Source organism: Halomonas sp. DP8Y7-1 (assembly GCF_019801685.1).
In the GTDB taxonomy this organism is placed as follows: domain Bacteria; phylum Pseudomonadota; class Gammaproteobacteria; order Pseudomonadales; family Halomonadaceae; genus Halomonas; species Halomonas litopenaei_A.
Genome location: NZ_JAHVIN010000005.1, coordinates 488,721 through 504,031, shown reverse-complemented (window position 1 = coordinate 504,031; position 15,311 = coordinate 488,721). Strand labels below are relative to the sequence as shown.

The following is a 15,311-nucleotide window of genomic DNA, read 5'->3' as shown; positions in this document are numbered from 1 at the left end:
GTCCTGACGGCGGGCCTTGATCAAGCGCTCCAGAACGTTCGCGCCTAGAACTCCACGCTATAGCCCAGGGTCAGGGTGCGACCACGGCCAGCAAAGTAGCGGTCGTCGTTGACCAGCGCACTCTGGGAGTAGTAGGTGATGTAGTCCTCGTCGAGCAGGTTGGAAACACCGACGTTGATCTTGCCGGTCGGCAGGCGATAGCCCACCGCGGCATCGACCAGCAGGTAGCCATCGAACTCACGCTCTTCTTCATCGTAGGACTCGTCGAAGGCGTAGTTGGCCTGAAGGAAGGTGGACAGCTTGTCGGTCCAGTTGGCGGACCAGCTGCCGACCAGACGGTCCGGCGACACATCCAGGCCGGACAGCTCGGCGTCGAGATCACCATCGTTGTCGCTGTCGTACAGCCCCGTCATATGGGAGTAGGCCAGGCGACCGGAGTGGCGCTCGGTAAAGGCATAGTCCACCGAGGCCTCGATGCCGGTGATCTGGGTTTCCTGACGGTTCATGATGAAGACACCGTCCTGCTCGGTCAGACGACTGCCGAAGTCGGACGTCGACTCGTAGTAGCTCAACTCAGCCGCCAGCCGATCGTTCTCGTAGCGCACACCGGTCTCGATGTTTTCAGTGACGATGGGGCGCAGGTTGTCGATGCTGTCGACCGATTGTCCCGGCGTATCGATCCCTCGCAGCGCTCGTCCCACATCGGGAATGGAGAAGCCTTCTGAGTAGTTGGTGAACAGGCTTACACCCTGTACCGGCTTCCATACGGCGCCCACGTTGTAGAGCGTTTCATCGAAGTCGGGGTTGCCGCCTTCCACGTCCACACCGTTGTTGGCCCATACCGTCTGGTAGTCATCGATATCCAGCTCAGCGTACTCGTAGCGCACGCCGGCGGACAGCAGCAGGGAGTCGACAGGGGCGAACTCGGCCTGGAGGAACGGTGACAGGTCGGTGTAGTCGGTGGGCGGCACGTAGGTGCGGCCGCTGCCGTACAGGTACTGTTCGGTCTCGTCGAACAGGGTATCGAAGCCACCGGTCAGCTTCAGTCGGTCATCCCACAGGTCGTCCTTGGTCAGCGAGACCTTGGTACCGAACTTCTCGGTCTTGGCAGAGCTCTGGTCGTAGTAGGTGCCCACCGGCGCCAGCGACGGGTCCTGGAAGGTACCGGAATCGGTGGCTCCGAACAGTGCCTCGTAATCCTGATAGTACGCCTGGGCGCTCAGCTGCATGCCAGCCAGGTCGTAGTTGTCATAGCTCAGGCCCGTCGTCCACACCTCGTTGTAGGGCGCATCGCCCTCGGGCGTGCCACGCTCGGAGGTGGTCGGGATGCCCGCATCGCGGTCGCCGGTCACGCTGACGTAGTCGTTGTGGCCTTCGATGTCGTAGTGGTTCAGGGTGAACTGCACGCGCTGGTTGTCGTCGATCCAGTAGGCCAGCTTGCCCAGCAGGTCATAGCTGCGCGAATCCATCAGATCGCCCTGGGTGTTATCGACCCCGACAGGATCGCCCTTGCCATCCAGATAGAGCCCCTGGTCCTCATAGCTGAGGCCAAACACATAGTCCACGGCACCCTCATTGCCGCTGAAGCCGTAGTCGGTCTTGTAGCTCAGAGTGTCGCCGTCCAGTTCACTGGTGGGCGTGGTCAGCTGCGCGCTGAAGTGCTGGTTGAAGCTACCCGGCTCCGGTCGCTTGGTGATGATGTTGATCACCCCGCCAGCAGCCCCCACACCGTTGGTCGCGTTGGCCCCTTGAATGACCTCGATCTGCTCGACCTGGGAAAAGTCGATGGTGTGCGATTCACGGCCGGTGGGACGCAGCGGGTTCGACTGGGGAATACCGTCGATCAGAAACAGCGGCGTGCGGCCCCTCAGGGTCTCGCCACTGCCGGTCATTTTCTGGCGGTTGGGGGAGTAGGACGGCAGCAGGTTGCTCAGGATCTGCGACGAGTCCGTGGTCACATCGAGCTGCTGAGCGATCTCTTCCTCGGTGATGATGCGCACCGTCTGGGGCGAGTCTTCCTTGGTGGTATTGGTCCGCGAGGCGGTCACCACCATGGTCGGCCCTTGATCTGCACGGGCTGCATCGGAGGAAGACGAGGAAGCGCTGGTCTGCGCCGCGGCGTGCTGAGCAATGGCGAGGCTCAGTAGTGAGACGGTGGGCCATAGAGCATGACGATTCATGTCGTGCGTTATTCCTTGTGGAGCTATCGTTCGAATGATCTGCGCAGCGACTGATTCAGGCCTGTCGCCCCCTTCGCCCGTGGCGGAGGCGGTGACTCCAGCGCGAGAGACGACATCGGCCGACATGACGGTCAAGCCTTCCCTGTTCCCAATGGGTCTCCGCAAGCGGAGGTCCTGCTGCACGCCTCTCATCTGATATCGTGCTGCGTCGTTGTTACTACCGCATCTCTAAATGAGAACGATTATCCTAATTAATCAAATTTGCGCTGTCCATGATGTTCGAACGAACCGTTCGTCATAACCTCACAAGATTTTGTGCTTAAACGACTAGTCAAAAGCGCACGAACAGTGCTGCAAGCTGTTTCTCCAGATTGAAAATGAGAATGTTTTGTCATACCGTCGACAGCCATTTCGCCCTCAGCAGAGACGCGCCCCATGTCGTCGTCCCCCTCTTTTCCGCCAAAGCCTTCGCGCCCGGCCCCTCGCCAGGCAGCGTCACATCGACTTCAGGGGACAGCCCTGACAGTGGGATACGAAGACCGGGTGGTGCTGGATGGCGTCGACATCACCATCGCACCGGGCAAGTTGACGGTATTGCTTGGGCCCAACGGCAGTGGCAAGTCGACGCTGCTCAAGACATTGGCGAGAACGCTTAGCCCGCAGTCGGGACAAGTGCTGCTGGATGGCCAGGCGATCCACCATCAGTCGACCCGTGAGGTGGCCAAACGGCTGGGGTTGCTGCCCCAGGGACCGACCGCCCCGGAAGGCCTCAGCGTGCGCCAACTGGTGGCCATGGGGCGCTTCCCGCACCAGAGACTGTGGCAGCGTGACGCTCGTCGTGACGCCGAGGTCATCGCCGAAGCCATGGCCTACACCCACGTGACCGAGTTCGCCGATCGTCACGTGGACGCCCTCTCCGGAGGTCAGCGCCAGCGCTGCTGGATCGCCATGGTCCTGGCCCAGCAGACCGATTTGATTCTGCTCGATGAGCCCACGACGTTTCTCGACCTCAAGGTTCAGGTCGATCTGCTCGAGCTCTTGACCGGCCTTGCCCACGACCAGGGTCGCACCCTGCTGCTGGTGCTCCACGACTTGAACCTGGCGGCCGCCTACGCCGACGAACTGGTAATGTTGCGGGACGGCCGCATCATCACCAGCGGCACGCCGGCTGAGGTGTTTACCCGCGCCAACCTCAAGCAGGTCTTCGACCTGGACGCCCAGGTGATTCACGACCCGGCCAGCGGCAGGCCGCTGTGCGTGCCGCTCAAGCGACGCTCGGACAGGGCCGGCAGCCCACTGCTGGAAGACCGCGACCAAGCCGCCGCCTGCACGCGGCCGGTGCCCCACGCACCGTGAAATCCCGCCTCGTGAAAACCAGTATCGTGACAGCAATTCCCGTGCCGATATGAACAGCGCCAGCCACACCACCATCAATACCGCCGTGATCAACAAGACCTTCTGCACCGACCTCAGCCGCCAGCTGGACGATCCCTTGCCCGGTAGCGGCGCCCACGCCGAGCGCAACCTGCTGATCAGCTGGCCCCGGGCCAAATGGCAGCGCAACCTGCGCCACGCCAGCGACATGCCACAGCGCCTGAAAGACAGCCTGGATGGGTTGGCCGCAAGCGGTCGCCGGGTCAATCTGATTCACCGGCGCGACCAGCCAGACGGCCTCCACGAGGTCATGCTGATGCCAGAGCGCCAGCGCCTGCGTCTGGATCTCGATGCCCTGCTGGCGTTCGCCGACGCACTGGCCTCGGGTTCCGACCTGTCCGCCTGGCCATCGCTCCCACAACGCGACGATGTGGTGCTGTGCTGTACCCATGGCAAGAAGGACAAGTGCTGCGCACGCTATGGCTTTCGCAGTTACAAGGCCCTGGCGCACGCGGTCGAGCAGCAGCGCTTGCCGTTTGACGTGTGGGAAAGCAGCCACCTGGGTGGCTGCCGCTTCGCCGCCAGCATCATCGTGCTGTCTCCGGTGCGCAAGTACGGCCGTATCGATCCCGAGCACGCGCTACCCATGCTGCAGGCCGAAGCTCAGGGCAGGCGCTATCTACCCGGCTACCGTGGCGCGTCCGCGCTGACACCGGTACAGCAGTGTGCCGAGGTCGCCCTGCTCGGCTGGCTCGATGAGCACGACGCCACCAGCGCCGCCGGTGGCGTGCAGCTGACACTGGTCGAGGACGTGGCTGGCGCCGACGCTGGAACCACCGCCGATGCCGATAGCGTCAGCATTCACTGGCATTGGAGATCGACTGACCATGAAGGCGTCGTCCATGAGGGCCATGCGCAAGTGCTATGTCGCTCGATGACCCTTGATCGTGTGGACATGTGCTCGGATCTGGCAGAAGGGCCGAGCGCAAGCCAGGTGTGGCGAGCCATCAAGGTGATGCCAGCTAGGGCTTTTACGAAAAGTGCCTGCGCTCGGTGATACGGCGTTAAAAATCGCCTCAAAATGCTCATTTACACCACGTAAACTGCGCTTTCTCACCGATTTTTGCCTTGTCTAACCTTCGCTCGTCGACGTTTCGGACAAAGCCTAACGAGAATCACTGCCCTTGATAACAATTCGCATTTAATCTACTGTAGTCGCCGTTGGTCTTTTCGACCTCAAGCCTCCGGCCTGCAGGACGCCCCATGACATCAGCGCTTTCCCGTCTGTATTGCGGTCCCCTGGAACACCTCACGGTGCCTACTGTGGCAGCGACCTTGCCCGACGACGCCATGCCAGCAGAGACACTGCTCGAGCCTGGCGTGCTGGACGAGCTGATCGAGCGCTACACCACGCAGTTCAAGGGAGAGGATCTCAAGGCCGTTGCCTCACTGTGGTCGAAATGGCACTTCAGCCAGCTTGCCGCCCACACGCTGGCGTCCAACCTGCTGCTGGAGCGGGACCTGCCGGTGGCACTGGACGAAATGGGGATCTATCTCAACGCATCAGGCTGCACCCACGGTATTGCCTTACGGCATGAGGGCACCCCGCTGCCATCACTGGATGCTTTCGAGCGCTTCGAGCGCTTGCTGCAAGGCCATATTGCTCCTTTGATCGACATGCTGGGTTGCGTTTCCGGCGCCTCGCCCAAGGTGTTCTGGAGCAACTTCGGCGGCTACTTCGACTACTTTGCCCGTGGGGCTCACACACACCCCATGGGCTCACCCGACGCCGCCGAGCAAGCGCTGCGGCTGCTCGATCACCGGGTGTATCCCGATGGCCGGCGCAACCCTCTGTTCATGCCGGTTCGCTACCTCCAGGACGATCAAGGCGAGACGCAGCGCATTCGCCGCGTATGCTGTCTACGCTACCGCCTGGATGACCTGGCCTACTGCGGCACCTGCCCGCTGGATGACAATGCCCTGGCAGCCCGAGCCGCGGCCAAGTGCCAGAACCAGAACCAGAACCAGCGCCAATCTGGCGACACCTCCAGCGTGGTGCAGTCCTTCCCTGCGGCCAAGGACGAAGGCGAGCGCCAGGCGCGTCGGCCCTCCTTGCGCAAAGCCACGTCTCGCGTTGCCGCCGGCTGACCATGCCCCCAGCCCGATCCCGCCCTCTCGTCGGCGCGCCTGCCGAAGGCATCCAGCCACGCCTCATTCGCGCCGGTGACTTTCTTGGCTTTGCACAACGCCACGGCATCGACTATCGCTTCGCCGGCATGCGCTCGCCCCAGGTGGCCCGCGACCTGGCCGTGCTCAGGGGGCGTGTGATCGAGGAGCAGGTACGCCCTGGCTGGCATCTGACGTTTTCCGACGTCGAGGTGCTGACGCCGTATGACTCTTGCTCCACCATGGCCTCCCCCCTGTTCGTCTGCGTCGTCCTGGAGGGCGCCATTCAGGTAGATCAGGGCGGGCGTCGCCAGCGCCTCTCCGCCGGCAGCGCGCTCAGCGCCAGGCTCGCCGACCAGGTGGCCCTGCGTGTGCACCAGGACGCCGGCCAGCGCCTGCGCACGCTGAACCTGTCCCTCGACGAAGCGGCCATCCACGCACTCAGCCAACGTCCTGAGATCACCGAGCTTCTCGACTCGCCGCGCCCTCACCTGCATGTCTGGCCGCTGCCCGGCTATCTGGCACCGATGCTTGAGCAGGCGGTCACGCCGCAACCCTCGGCAGGACAGCGACAGCTGCTGCTGGAGGCGATCGGACTGCAGCTGCTGGCCCATGGCCTGCGTCATCCCGGAGCGCACCAAAGCGGTCTGCAGCTAGCAGAACGCCAGCGCCTGGAGCGGGTACGCCAGACCCTGCACGATGCCCCTGCTCACCCTTACAGCCTCGAGCAACTCGCCGAGCTCGCCTCCATGAGCCAATCCGGTCTACGCGCAAAGTTCCAGCGCCTGTTCGGTGTCTCGGTCTTCGACTACCTGCGCGAACGCCGCCTGATGCTGGCCTATGAGCTGCTGTCTCGTGGCGCCAGCGTACAGCAGGCCGCCTTCGACAGCGGCTACGGCCATGCTTCCAATTTTTCCACCGCCTTCCGCCGTCGCTTCGGGGTATCTCCCAGGGATATCGGCTAGGCGGTGGCTCACGCATAGCCGCAGCACTCCCACCAGCTTGGCACGGCAATCGTTCAACAGCCTGTCACCGCGCATAAGGATCTTGGCGATACGCATAGGAAGATGGCGCCATTAAAATGGAATAATTCGCATTACCGAAAAACACGCTTCCAACGCCATCTCCTGGCTCGACTCATACGGTAAGCCCTTCCATGAACACACTGACCTCCCCGCGCCTGCGCCGCCAATGGGCGTCGACGCCACTTGCGACCGCCATCTCTCGTGCATCGCTGGCGATGCTTGGCCTGTCGTCGCTGATGCTCTCTGCTAACGCCCTGGCACAAGCCGCCGACAACAGCGCGGCCGACAGCGCAGAACTCAGCACCATGACGGTCACCGGTGAAGCCGCCACCAAGACCGACACGCCGTTTCTGGAGACCCCGCAGGCCACCTCCAGCGTCAGCGCCGAGGACATCGAGCGACGCGGTGCCCAGTCCGTGCAGCGGGCTCTGGATTACACCCCAGGGGTCTATACCAATCAGATCGGTGCATCCAACCGCTACGACTACATCGTTCTGCGCGGCTTCTCTGACGGCAGCGTGAGCAATACCTTCCTCGACGGCCTGAAACTGATGGGCGACAGCAACAGCTACAGCTCACTGAAGATTGACCCGTGGATGCTGGAAAGTGTCGAGGTGGTCAAGGGCCCGGCCTCGGTGCTCTACGGTCGAGCCTCCCCCGGTGGCCTGGTGGCCTTGACCAGCAAGCGGCCGACCTTCACCGATACCCCCACCGGAGAGGTCCAGGTCGGCTTTGGCAACAACGACCAGCGCCGTGCGGCCTTCGATATCACCGGTAGCGTCGACGAAGGACAGCGCGCCGCCTTCCGCCTGACCGGCGTCGCCCGCGCCGCCGATACCCAGTTCGACCCGGTGGAGGAAGAAAGCTATGCCATCGCACCGTCACTGACCTGGGACATCACCGACGCGACCACCCTGAACCTCAACGCCTACCTGTCTCGTGAACCCGAAGGCGGCTATCACGCGGGCTTGCCCTACGAGGGCACCGTTACCAGCCACGCCGGCCAGCACATCGACAACACCTTCTTCGAAGGCGAAGACGACTACGACAACTTCGAGCGTGACCAGAACCTCTTCGGCTATGAGCTGGAGCATCGCTTCGGCAACGGGCTTATCGCTCGCCAGAAGCTCAGGTACCTGGAGTCGGATGTCACCATGGACCAGGTCTATGCCTATGGCTGGGCCAACGACACTGAGCTCTATCGCTACTATTCAGGCGCCGATGAGGACCTGGAAGCCTGGACGGTAGACAACCAGCTCGAGGCCAGCTTCACCACCGGCGGGCTCAACCACCGCGTGCTGACGGGGGTCGACTATCAGACACGGGAAAACGAGGTGACCTGGTCCAGTGGCGCCTTCCCGCAGATCAATGCCTTCAACCCCAGCTACGGTGCAGGCCCCGTCGGCGACATCGCGGTGACCACCCGCGAGACCCACGAGCTCGAGCAGACCGGCGTCTATCTGCAGGACCAGATCAGCTGGGACCGCTGGCATCTGACCCTGGGTGGCCGTTACGACTGGGTCGACATCGAGAATACCAATCGCGATAGCGGTGACAGCTCCGAACTGGATGAAACTCAGTTCAGTGGACGGGCCGGCCTTCTTTACGCCTTCGATAACGGAGTCTCGCCCTACGTCAGCTACTCCACGGCGTTCACTCCGACCAGCTTCGTCGATGCATCAGGAGATCTGCTTGAGCCCATGGAAGGCGAGCAGGTGGAAACCGGCCTGAAATATCAGCCGCTGGGCACCCAGGACCAATACTCCATCGCCCTGTTCCACATCACTCAAGACAACGTGGCGACCAAGGAGCAGCCCACGGATCCTTACCGCGCCATTGGTGAGATCGAGTCCCAAGGCATTGAGCTTGAAGCCCGCACCCAATTCACCGACGAGTTGAGCATGCAGGCGAGCTACGCCTACACCGACATTACCTACGAGGAGAGCGATGTCCCCGGTGAAGAGGGCAACGACGCCATCTACTCACCCAAGCATATCGCTTCGGTGTGGGGCTACTACGATGTCGCCCGCGGACCTTTGGCCGGCCTGAACACCGGCCTGGGGGTGCGTTACCACGCCGATATCCAGGCAGATCGCGCCAACACCAAGTCGGTTCCGGACTACACCCTGGTCGATGCCACCCTTGGCTACGACTTCAGCCGCGTCGGACTTGAGGGCGTGAGCGCTCGACTCAACGTCAACAACCTGCTGGACGAAGACTACGTCGCCTCCTGCAACTCCCTCGAGTTCTGCTACTTCGGTGCCGAACGCAGCGTCAGTGCTACCGTGAGCTATCAGTTCTGAGTCTGACGGCGATCACTCAGTACGCCATGCATGCAGGCACTGCAGATGGTCCCGCTGTGCCTGTTCGGGAGACACCGGCTTGAAGCGGACCCGTGTCCCGGGCAGGCACTGGGCCAGGCGTGCACAGGCAAGCGGCGTCAGCGCACCCAGACGCGGGTAGCCGCCGATGGTCTGACGATCGTTCATCAGGATGATCGGCTGGCCGTCGGGGGGCACCTGCACTGCACCCAGCGGAATACCCTCCGACACCATGCCCTTCATGCGGCCTTCAAGGCGCGCCCCGGTCAGGCGAATGCCCATGCGGTCGGCACGCTGATCGATGGTCCAGTCCTGGTTGAAGGCACGGTAAAGGCTGTGTCCGTCGAAGCTTGCGAGCTGAGCGCCCGTTACCAGCGCCAGCTCGAGCGGCTCCGATGAGGCAGTCAGCGTTGCCGCGCTTGGGGCCAGCTCTCGCGAGTTCACACGCTGGTGTGGCGCTTTCGCCTCCACGCGGTCACCCGCCACCAGGGGACGTCCCAGGCCATCCAGACCGCCCAGGCCCTCCCGCACGGTGCTCGAAAGACTCCCCATCACCGCTTCTCCGGCCACGCCCCCCGGGAGAGCCAGATAGGCGCGCAGGCCCTTGCTGGGACGCTCGAAGACCAGTCGCTGTCCTTGCTTCAGCGTCAGTGCCTGACCGGGAGCGATGGCCTCGCCGTCACGTCGCGCAGCGAGATCCGCCCCCGCCAGCGCCACGCAGATATCGGCCTCGGCGACCAGCTCAAGCCCCCCCACCATGACTTCGAGACCAGCGGCGTCCGGAGCATTGCCGAGCAGCCAGTTGGCCCATCCCAGCGCCACCCAGTCCATGGCGCCGCCCTGGGTCACGCCAAGATGACGCACCCCACCACGTCCACCATCGACCACCAGTGCCATGGGTCCCGCACGTTCCACCTTGAGACTCATGCGCCGCTCTCCTCGGCCGGGGGTTGGGGGGTGGTGTCGCCGCCCTGCGCCTCGAAGGTAGCGCGGTCGATGGCCACAAAGCGCACGCGATCACCGGGCTTGAACAGGGTGTAGCCCTCGCGCTCGCGATCAAACAGCTTCACCGCGGTTCGCCCGATCAGGTTCCAGCCACCGGGAGAAGGAGCCGGGTAAACCGCCGTCTGGCGATCCGCGATACCCACGCTGCCCGCGGCCACCTTCTGGCGCGGGGTCTTCAACCGCGGCGTCGCCAGAGCGTCCTCGACCAGCCCCATAAAGCCGTAGCCAGGCGCAAAGCCCAGCGCGAACACGCTGTAGTCACGCGCACAGTGACGGCGGACGACCTCCTCGACCGTCATCCCGGAGCGGCGCGCCATCAGCGTTAGCTCAGGACCGACGGAGGGGTCGTACCAGACAGGAATCTCATGCAGGGTGCCTTGTTCCGCCGCCTGGGGTGACAGTCCATCAAGTGCCGCCATGAGGCGTGTCCGGGCCTCCGCCAACGACAGTCGCTGGATATCGATCTGGACCAGTACCGTGGTGTAGGACGGCACCACCTCCAGGGCAGCGTCGCCAAGGCGCTGGCGAATCGCGTTGGTGGCCGCCAGCACCCAGGGCATATGCGCTTCGTCGATGGCATCAAACAGCCTGACGATCAGGCTATCGAAGGCGACTGTCTCCAGTCGTGGGCGTGGCGTCATGCCTCCTCCAGTCGGTCGAAGGCCTCACGAATGGCCCGGACGGCGGCCACGGAGCTTTCGTTGTCACCGTGCACGCACAGCGTATCCGCAGGCAGTTGCAGCGGGGTCCCGTCTCGGGCCGCCAGAGGCTCCCCCTTGGCCAGCGTGACCGCCTGGGCGACGATGGTCGACTCATCATGATGCACCGCTCCCGGTTCACGCCGAGACACCAGCCGCCCCTGCTGGTCGTAGGCTCGATCGGCGAACACTTCGAACCACAGGGAAACGCCCTCCTCCGCCGCCAACGCCCGGACGTCATCGGTATCGGCGGTGGACATCACCAGCAGCGGCAGGCTGGCATCGTAGGCACGCACGGCGCGCATGGTCGCGCGCAGCAGGTCCTGGCCCGCCGGGCTGTTCACCGCCATATCGTTGTACAGGGCACCATGGGGCTTGATATAGCGGACTCGAGAGCCTTCCGCTCGACACACACCATCCAGCGCGCCGATCTGATACAGCAACAGGTTCTCCGCTTCGGACGGCGATACCGCCAGGCTGCGCCGTCCAAACCCTACCAGGTCCGGGTAGCCGGGGTGCGCACCGATGGCCACGTTGTTGGCCACCGCCAGGCCGACGGTGCGACGCATCACGTCGGGATCGCCCGCATGGAAGCCGCAGGCAATATTGGCGCAGTCGATATACGCCATCACGTCGGTATCGCGGCCTATCTTCCAGGCGCCGAAACTCTCGCCGACATCGCAGTTGAGGAGGGGGATCGGCATAGGGCCACCTTATTGTTGTCGATGAAGTGTCATTGAATGATGTCGCTGTCTGAATTCTCGATCAAGCCGCCGGGCAGCGTACCGGCATCGCCCCGAGACTCGCGTCATCACTGCGCAGCAACAAATTCAGCGTCAAGATTGACGACAGCAGCTCACCCGGCCAAGAATCACTGACACTACCCTGTCAATAACGCCCCATCCAACCGGAGACTCCCCATGGCTGTCAGTGATCCTTTCCATCTGGCCATCCAGGTCCGCGATATCGACGAAGCCCGCGAATTCTACGGTAATTTTCTCGGCTGCCCCGAAGGCCGCAGCTCCGAGTCCTGGGTCGACTTCGACCTCTACGGCCATCAGTTCGTCTGCCATCTGAATCCAGCGCTCAAGGATGCCGCCAGCGCTGCCCACAAGAATCCGGTGGATGGTCATGGGGTGCCGGTACCGCACTTCGGCGTGGTCCTCGAGATGCCAGCCTGGGAAGCCCTGGCCGACAAGCTCAAGTCCCACGGCGTGGAGTTCGAGATCGAACCCTATATTCGCTTCAAGGGCGAGCCGGGCGAGCAGGCGACCATGTTCTTCAAGGACCCTTCCGGCAACGCGCTAGAATTCAAGGCATTCAAGGATCGCGACAGCCAGCTGTTCAAGAAGGCCTGACCACCGGGCCGGGCTGCGTCAGTGGTGTCGGTTGATCTTCAACGCCGCCTTCACTGACGCTGACGCAAGCATCGCCTCATCGGTAGGTTCGACAACAGACTCAACGACTCACTCGACGACAAACTCAACAACACACTCAACAACACACTCAACAACACACTCAACAACACACTCAACAACAACAAGGTTCGCCATCATGCCCTGTCTCCGCTCTCTTCGTCTGGCGGTTGCCGTTGCCTCACTGACGGGCCTGGCATCCGCCGCCCAGGCCGCCGATTGGAACCTGGCCACGCCCTATGGCGACGCCAGCTTTCACACCGTCAACACCAAACAGTTCGCTGACGATGTCCGCGAGGCCACCGATGGTGAGCTGGATATCACCGTGCACTCGGGTGGCTCGCTGATCAGCCATGGCGAGATCAAGCCATCGGTCAGGCGTGGCACCGTCCAGGCCGGCGAGATCTTCTTGTCGATCCTGTCCAACGAATCCCCCGTCTTTGAACTCGACACCCTGCCGGGCCTCGCCGGCAGCTACGACGAGGCATGGGCGCTGTGGCAGGCAAGCAAGCCCGTCATTGAAGAATTGTTCGCTGAACAGGGCATGAAACCGCTGTACGCGGTGCCCTGGCCCTCCCAAGGCATCTACACCGACATCGCGCTCGACGATCCAGCCCAGTTTGAAGGGCTCAGGGTGCGTGCTCCCAACATCAATACCCAGCGCCTGACCGAGAATCTCGGCGGCCTACCCACCGAAACCGAGGAGTCGGATATTCCGACGGCCTTCTCCACGGGACGCGTCGACGCCATGATCACCTCGGTGTCGACCGGTGAGTCCATGGCCGCGTGGGACTACGTGTCCCACTTCACCGATGCCAACCTGTGGATCCCGAAGAACATCATCTTCGTCAATCAGAAGGCCTTCGACCGTCTCGACCAGGCCTCTCAGGACGCACTGCTGGAGGCCGCCGCCCAGGCCGAACAGCGTGGCTGGGAAGCCAGCAAGGCCGACATGGAAGGCAGCGCCCAGGCCCTTGAGGAGAATGGCATCACGATTTCCGAGCCCAATGAGGCGATCGCTGCCGCGCTCGCCGAGGCCGGTGACGCCCTCTTTAAGGACTGGGAGAGCCGCGCGGATGATCGCGCCAAGGCGCTGATCGAGGAATACCGCAGCAACATCGAGTGAGCCAAGGCAGCGCGGATTGCCGATCGCTGGAGGCCATCCGCGCTGATTGATCCTGTCCGCCCTCCGGTGGGAGCATACTCATGACATTTCGCCTGATGCCCATCTACCGCCTGGGCGGATGGGGAGCGGCCGCCTCGATGGTCGCCATCTGCACGCTGATCACCCTGCAGGTACTGTTTCGTCTATTGGACGCCGTACTGGTCATGGCCGGCAGCTCGCGCCTGGGCCTCGAAATCACCGGGGTATCGGAGCTGGCCTCCTTCCTGCTGGTGGGCGCGACCTTCCTCGGCATGGCCTACACCTTCACCCATCATGCCCATATCCGCATGTCGCTGGTGATTCAGCGTCTTCCTGCGGCGGTGCGGGCCTTTACCGAACTTGCCTGTCTGCTGATCGCCTCGGCGCTCAATGCGCTGTTGTGCGTGTCGCTGTGGCAGCTGATGCAGGAGAGCCTGGAATACGACGACGTCTCGTCGGGGCTGCTGGCCATCCCCCTGTGGATTCCACAGCTGGTGCTATTGATCGGCATGGTCATGATGAGCCTCGCTCTGGCCGAGGCCTTGATCGATACCGCACGCCAGGCGCTGCAGGCACCACAACGCTTCCAGGCCCCGGATGATGAGGCTGGCCATGACTGACATCCCCTGCCCTGTCGCACGGCCCCCTTGCTACCCCTGCGTGGAGAGCCCGTCGCTATGCTGATCATCAGTCTGGTTACCCTGCTGGCCCTGGCACTGCTGCTGGGCAGCGGCGTATGGATCGCCTACGCCCTGCTTGGCACCGGTTTTATCGTGCTGACGCTGTTCTTTCCCCTGGCGCCCGGACCTATCCTGGCGTCCGACTTCTGGGGCGCGAGCTACGGTTGGGACCTGACCGCCCTGCCGATGTTCGTGTGGATGGGCGAAATCCTGTTCCGTTCGGGGCTTGCCAATAACATGTTCCAGGCGCTGTCGCCCTGGCTCGGCCGACTTCCTGGACGCCTGCTGCACTCCAACATCATCGGCAGTGGGCTATTCGCGGCAGTGTGCGGTTCTTCTGCGGCGACCTGCGCCACCGTCGGCAAGATGACCCTGCCTGAGCTCAAGAGCCGAGGATATGACGACGATCTGGCCATCGGCACACTGGCCAGCGCCTCGACCCTGGGCCTGTTGATTCCGCCATCGATCATGATGATCGTCTATGGCGTCGTCACCGAGCAGTCGATCTCGCGACTGTTCATCGCAGGCGTCGGACCCGGTCTACTGTTGCTGGGGCTGTTCATGGCCTATGTCATCGGCTGGTCACTGCTGGTAGGCAATCGGCGGGGCGCGGTGGGTCGTCGTGACAGCGCAATACCGCTGCGCCAGAAGCTCGCCGGCAGCCTGCAGCTGCTACCGTTGCTGGCACTGATCGGCGGTATTCTTGGCAGCATCTACGGCGGGCTTGCCTCACCCACCGAGGCCGCTGCGTCCGGCGTCGTACTGTCCATGCTGATCGCCAGGGCCAACGGCCACTTCAACGCCGCCATCTTCAAGGAGGCGCTGTTTGCCGCGGTGCGGACCTCCTGCATGATCGCCTTCATCATTGCCGGGGCCTCCTTCCTGGCATCCGCCATGAGCTTTACCCAGCTGCCGATGGACCTGGCCGAGAAGATCGGCGCCATGGGCCTGTCACCGGCCTGGTTACTGGTGGTCCTGACCCTGTTCCTGCTGGTGCTGGGTTGCTTCCTCGACGGTATCTCGCTGATCCTGCTGGTGACCTCGATCATCATGCCGGTGATCGAGGTGGCCGGCTTCGACCTGATCTGGTTCGGCATCTACCTGGTTATCGTCGTCGAGATGTCACAGATCACCCCGCCGGTAGGGTTCAACCTGTTTGTGATCCAGGGACTCACCGGCCGCGACATCATGTCGATCACCCGTGCCACGGTGCCGTTCTTCCTGCTGATGATCGTGGCCATCGTGATCATGAGCCTGTTCCCCGGCATCGCTACCTACCTGCCCCAGGCGATGAGCGGATAGC

General features: G+C 63.0%; 13 protein-coding genes. 9 read left to right on the top strand and 4 right to left on the bottom strand.

The features are described from left to right. Positions 1-44: 44 nt before the first annotated feature. Positions 45-2,180 (bottom strand): TonB-dependent receptor, encoded by a 2,136-nt coding sequence (locus KUV41_RS07530; protein WP_222485345.1) that lies wholly within the window; start codon positions 2,178-2,180, stop codon positions 45-47. 525 nt (positions 2,181-2,705) lie between these two features. On the opposite strand from KUV41_RS07530, the gene KUV41_RS07525 reads away from it, so the two are divergent. The 5 genes from KUV41_RS07525 (at position 2,706) to KUV41_RS07505 (ending at position 9,048) form a co-directional block, all read left to right on the top strand. Next, complete coding sequence (locus KUV41_RS07525) at positions 2,706-3,536, top strand: ABC transporter ATP-binding protein (RefSeq protein ID WP_315900564.1); 831 nt, start codon at positions 2,706-2,708, stop codon at positions 3,534-3,536. Positions 3,537-3,585: 49 nt separating this feature from the next. Then, positions 3,586-4,611, top strand: a complete 1,026-nt coding sequence (locus tag KUV41_RS07520; protein ID WP_261395948.1) for a sucrase ferredoxin — start codon at positions 3,586-3,588, stop codon at positions 4,609-4,611. Between the two features lie 206 nt (positions 4,612-4,817). After that, a complete protein-coding gene (fhuF, locus tag KUV41_RS07515) occupies positions 4,818-5,702 on the top strand; it encodes a siderophore-iron reductase FhuF (protein ID WP_222485333.1) in 885 nt (294 codons plus the stop codon). 2 nt (positions 5,703-5,704) lie between these two features. Continuing rightward, positions 5,705-6,685 carry a helix-turn-helix transcriptional regulator gene (locus tag KUV41_RS07510; protein WP_222161779.1) on the top strand — a complete coding sequence of 327 codons (981 nt, stop codon included), beginning with the start codon at positions 5,705-5,707 and terminating at the stop codon, positions 6,683-6,685. 275 nt (positions 6,686-6,960) lie between these two features. After that, on the top strand, positions 6,961-9,048 hold the full coding sequence (locus KUV41_RS07505) for a TonB-dependent siderophore receptor (protein WP_222162098.1): 2,088 nt from the start codon (positions 6,961-6,963) through the stop codon (positions 9,046-9,048). 12 nt (positions 9,049-9,060) lie between these two features. Here KUV41_RS07505 and KUV41_RS07500 read toward each other — a convergent pair whose 3' ends face one another. From KUV41_RS07500 to KUV41_RS07490, 3 genes are read right to left on the bottom strand one after another with little or no spacing between them, the layout of a single operon-like run. Continuing rightward, entirely contained in the window at positions 9,061-9,993 is a 933-nt protein-coding gene (locus KUV41_RS07500) for a biotin-dependent carboxyltransferase family protein (RefSeq protein ID WP_222485325.1), read from the bottom strand. After that, entirely contained in the window at positions 9,990-10,712 is a 723-nt protein-coding gene (gene pxpB, locus KUV41_RS07495) for a 5-oxoprolinase subunit PxpB (RefSeq protein WP_222485323.1), read from the bottom strand. The genes KUV41_RS07500 and pxpB overlap by 4 nt, the downstream gene beginning before the upstream one ends. Then, positions 10,709-11,473 (bottom strand): 5-oxoprolinase subunit PxpA, encoded by a 765-nt coding sequence (locus KUV41_RS07490; protein WP_206939598.1) that lies wholly within the window; start codon positions 11,471-11,473, stop codon positions 10,709-10,711. The genes pxpB and KUV41_RS07490 overlap by 4 nt, the downstream gene beginning before the upstream one ends. Before the next feature lie 216 nt (positions 11,474-11,689). On the opposite strand from KUV41_RS07490, the gene KUV41_RS07485 reads away from it, so the two are divergent. The 4 genes from KUV41_RS07485 to KUV41_RS07470 all read left to right on the top strand — a co-directional run bounded on the left by KUV41_RS07485 (position 11,690) and on the right by KUV41_RS07470 (position 15,310). Continuing rightward, the gene (locus KUV41_RS07485) at positions 11,690-12,127 is read left to right on the top strand and encodes a VOC family protein (protein ID WP_206939600.1); all 438 of its coding nucleotides are present in this window, start codon (positions 11,690-11,692) and stop codon (positions 12,125-12,127) included. Positions 12,128-12,323: 196 nt separating this feature from the next. Next, positions 12,324-13,310 carry a TRAP transporter substrate-binding protein gene (locus KUV41_RS07480; RefSeq protein WP_222237241.1) on the top strand — a complete coding sequence of 329 codons (987 nt, stop codon included), beginning with the start codon at positions 12,324-12,326 and terminating at the stop codon, positions 13,308-13,310. A gap of 80 nt (positions 13,311-13,390) precedes the next feature. Then, positions 13,391-13,948 (top strand): TRAP transporter small permease, encoded by a 558-nt coding sequence (locus KUV41_RS07475; RefSeq protein ID WP_206939612.1) that lies wholly within the window; start codon positions 13,391-13,393, stop codon positions 13,946-13,948. A 57-nt stretch (positions 13,949-14,005) separates the two neighbouring features. Continuing rightward, positions 14,006-15,310 carry a TRAP transporter large permease gene (locus KUV41_RS07470; protein ID WP_222485321.1) on the top strand — a complete coding sequence of 435 codons (1,305 nt, stop codon included), beginning with the start codon at positions 14,006-14,008 and terminating at the stop codon, positions 15,308-15,310. Position 15,311: the final 1 nt, after the last annotated feature.

What these genes read in the sequence shown, in the direction of transcription:
- fhuF (WP_222485333.1), top strand. Translation starts at nt 4,818, where the DNA reads ATGACATCAGCGCTTTCCCGTCTGTATTGCGGTCCCCTGGAACACCTC.
- KUV41_RS07480 (WP_222237241.1), top strand. Translation starts at nt 12,324, where the DNA reads ATGCCCTGTCTCCGCTCTCTTCGTCTGGCGGTTGCCGTTGCCTCACTG.
- KUV41_RS07520 (WP_261395948.1), top strand. Translation starts at nt 3,586, where the DNA reads ATGAACAGCGCCAGCCACACCACCATCAATACCGCCGTGATCAACAAG.
- KUV41_RS07510 (WP_222161779.1), top strand. Translation starts at nt 5,705, where the DNA reads ATGCCCCCAGCCCGATCCCGCCCTCTCGTCGGCGCGCCTGCCGAAGGC.
- KUV41_RS07490 (WP_206939598.1), bottom strand. Translation starts at nt 11,473, where the DNA reads ATGCCGATCCCCCTCCTCAACTGCGATGTCGGCGAGAGTTTCGGCGCC.
- KUV41_RS07505 (WP_222162098.1), top strand. Translation starts at nt 6,961, where the DNA reads ATGCTTGGCCTGTCGTCGCTGATGCTCTCTGCTAACGCCCTGGCACAA.
- pxpB (WP_222485323.1), bottom strand. Translation starts at nt 10,712, where the DNA reads ATGACGCCACGCCCACGACTGGAGACAGTCGCCTTCGATAGCCTGATC.
- KUV41_RS07475 (WP_206939612.1), top strand. Translation starts at nt 13,391, where the DNA reads ATGACATTTCGCCTGATGCCCATCTACCGCCTGGGCGGATGGGGAGCG.
- KUV41_RS07530 (WP_222485345.1), bottom strand. Translation starts at nt 2,180, where the DNA reads ATGAATCGTCATGCTCTATGGCCCACCGTCTCACTACTGAGCCTCGCC.
- KUV41_RS07470 (WP_222485321.1), top strand. Translation starts at nt 14,006, where the DNA reads ATGCTGATCATCAGTCTGGTTACCCTGCTGGCCCTGGCACTGCTGCTG.
- KUV41_RS07500 (WP_222485325.1), bottom strand. Translation starts at nt 9,993, where the DNA reads ATGAGTCTCAAGGTGGAACGTGCGGGACCCATGGCACTGGTGGTCGAT.
- KUV41_RS07485 (WP_206939600.1), top strand. Translation starts at nt 11,690, where the DNA reads ATGGCTGTCAGTGATCCTTTCCATCTGGCCATCCAGGTCCGCGATATC.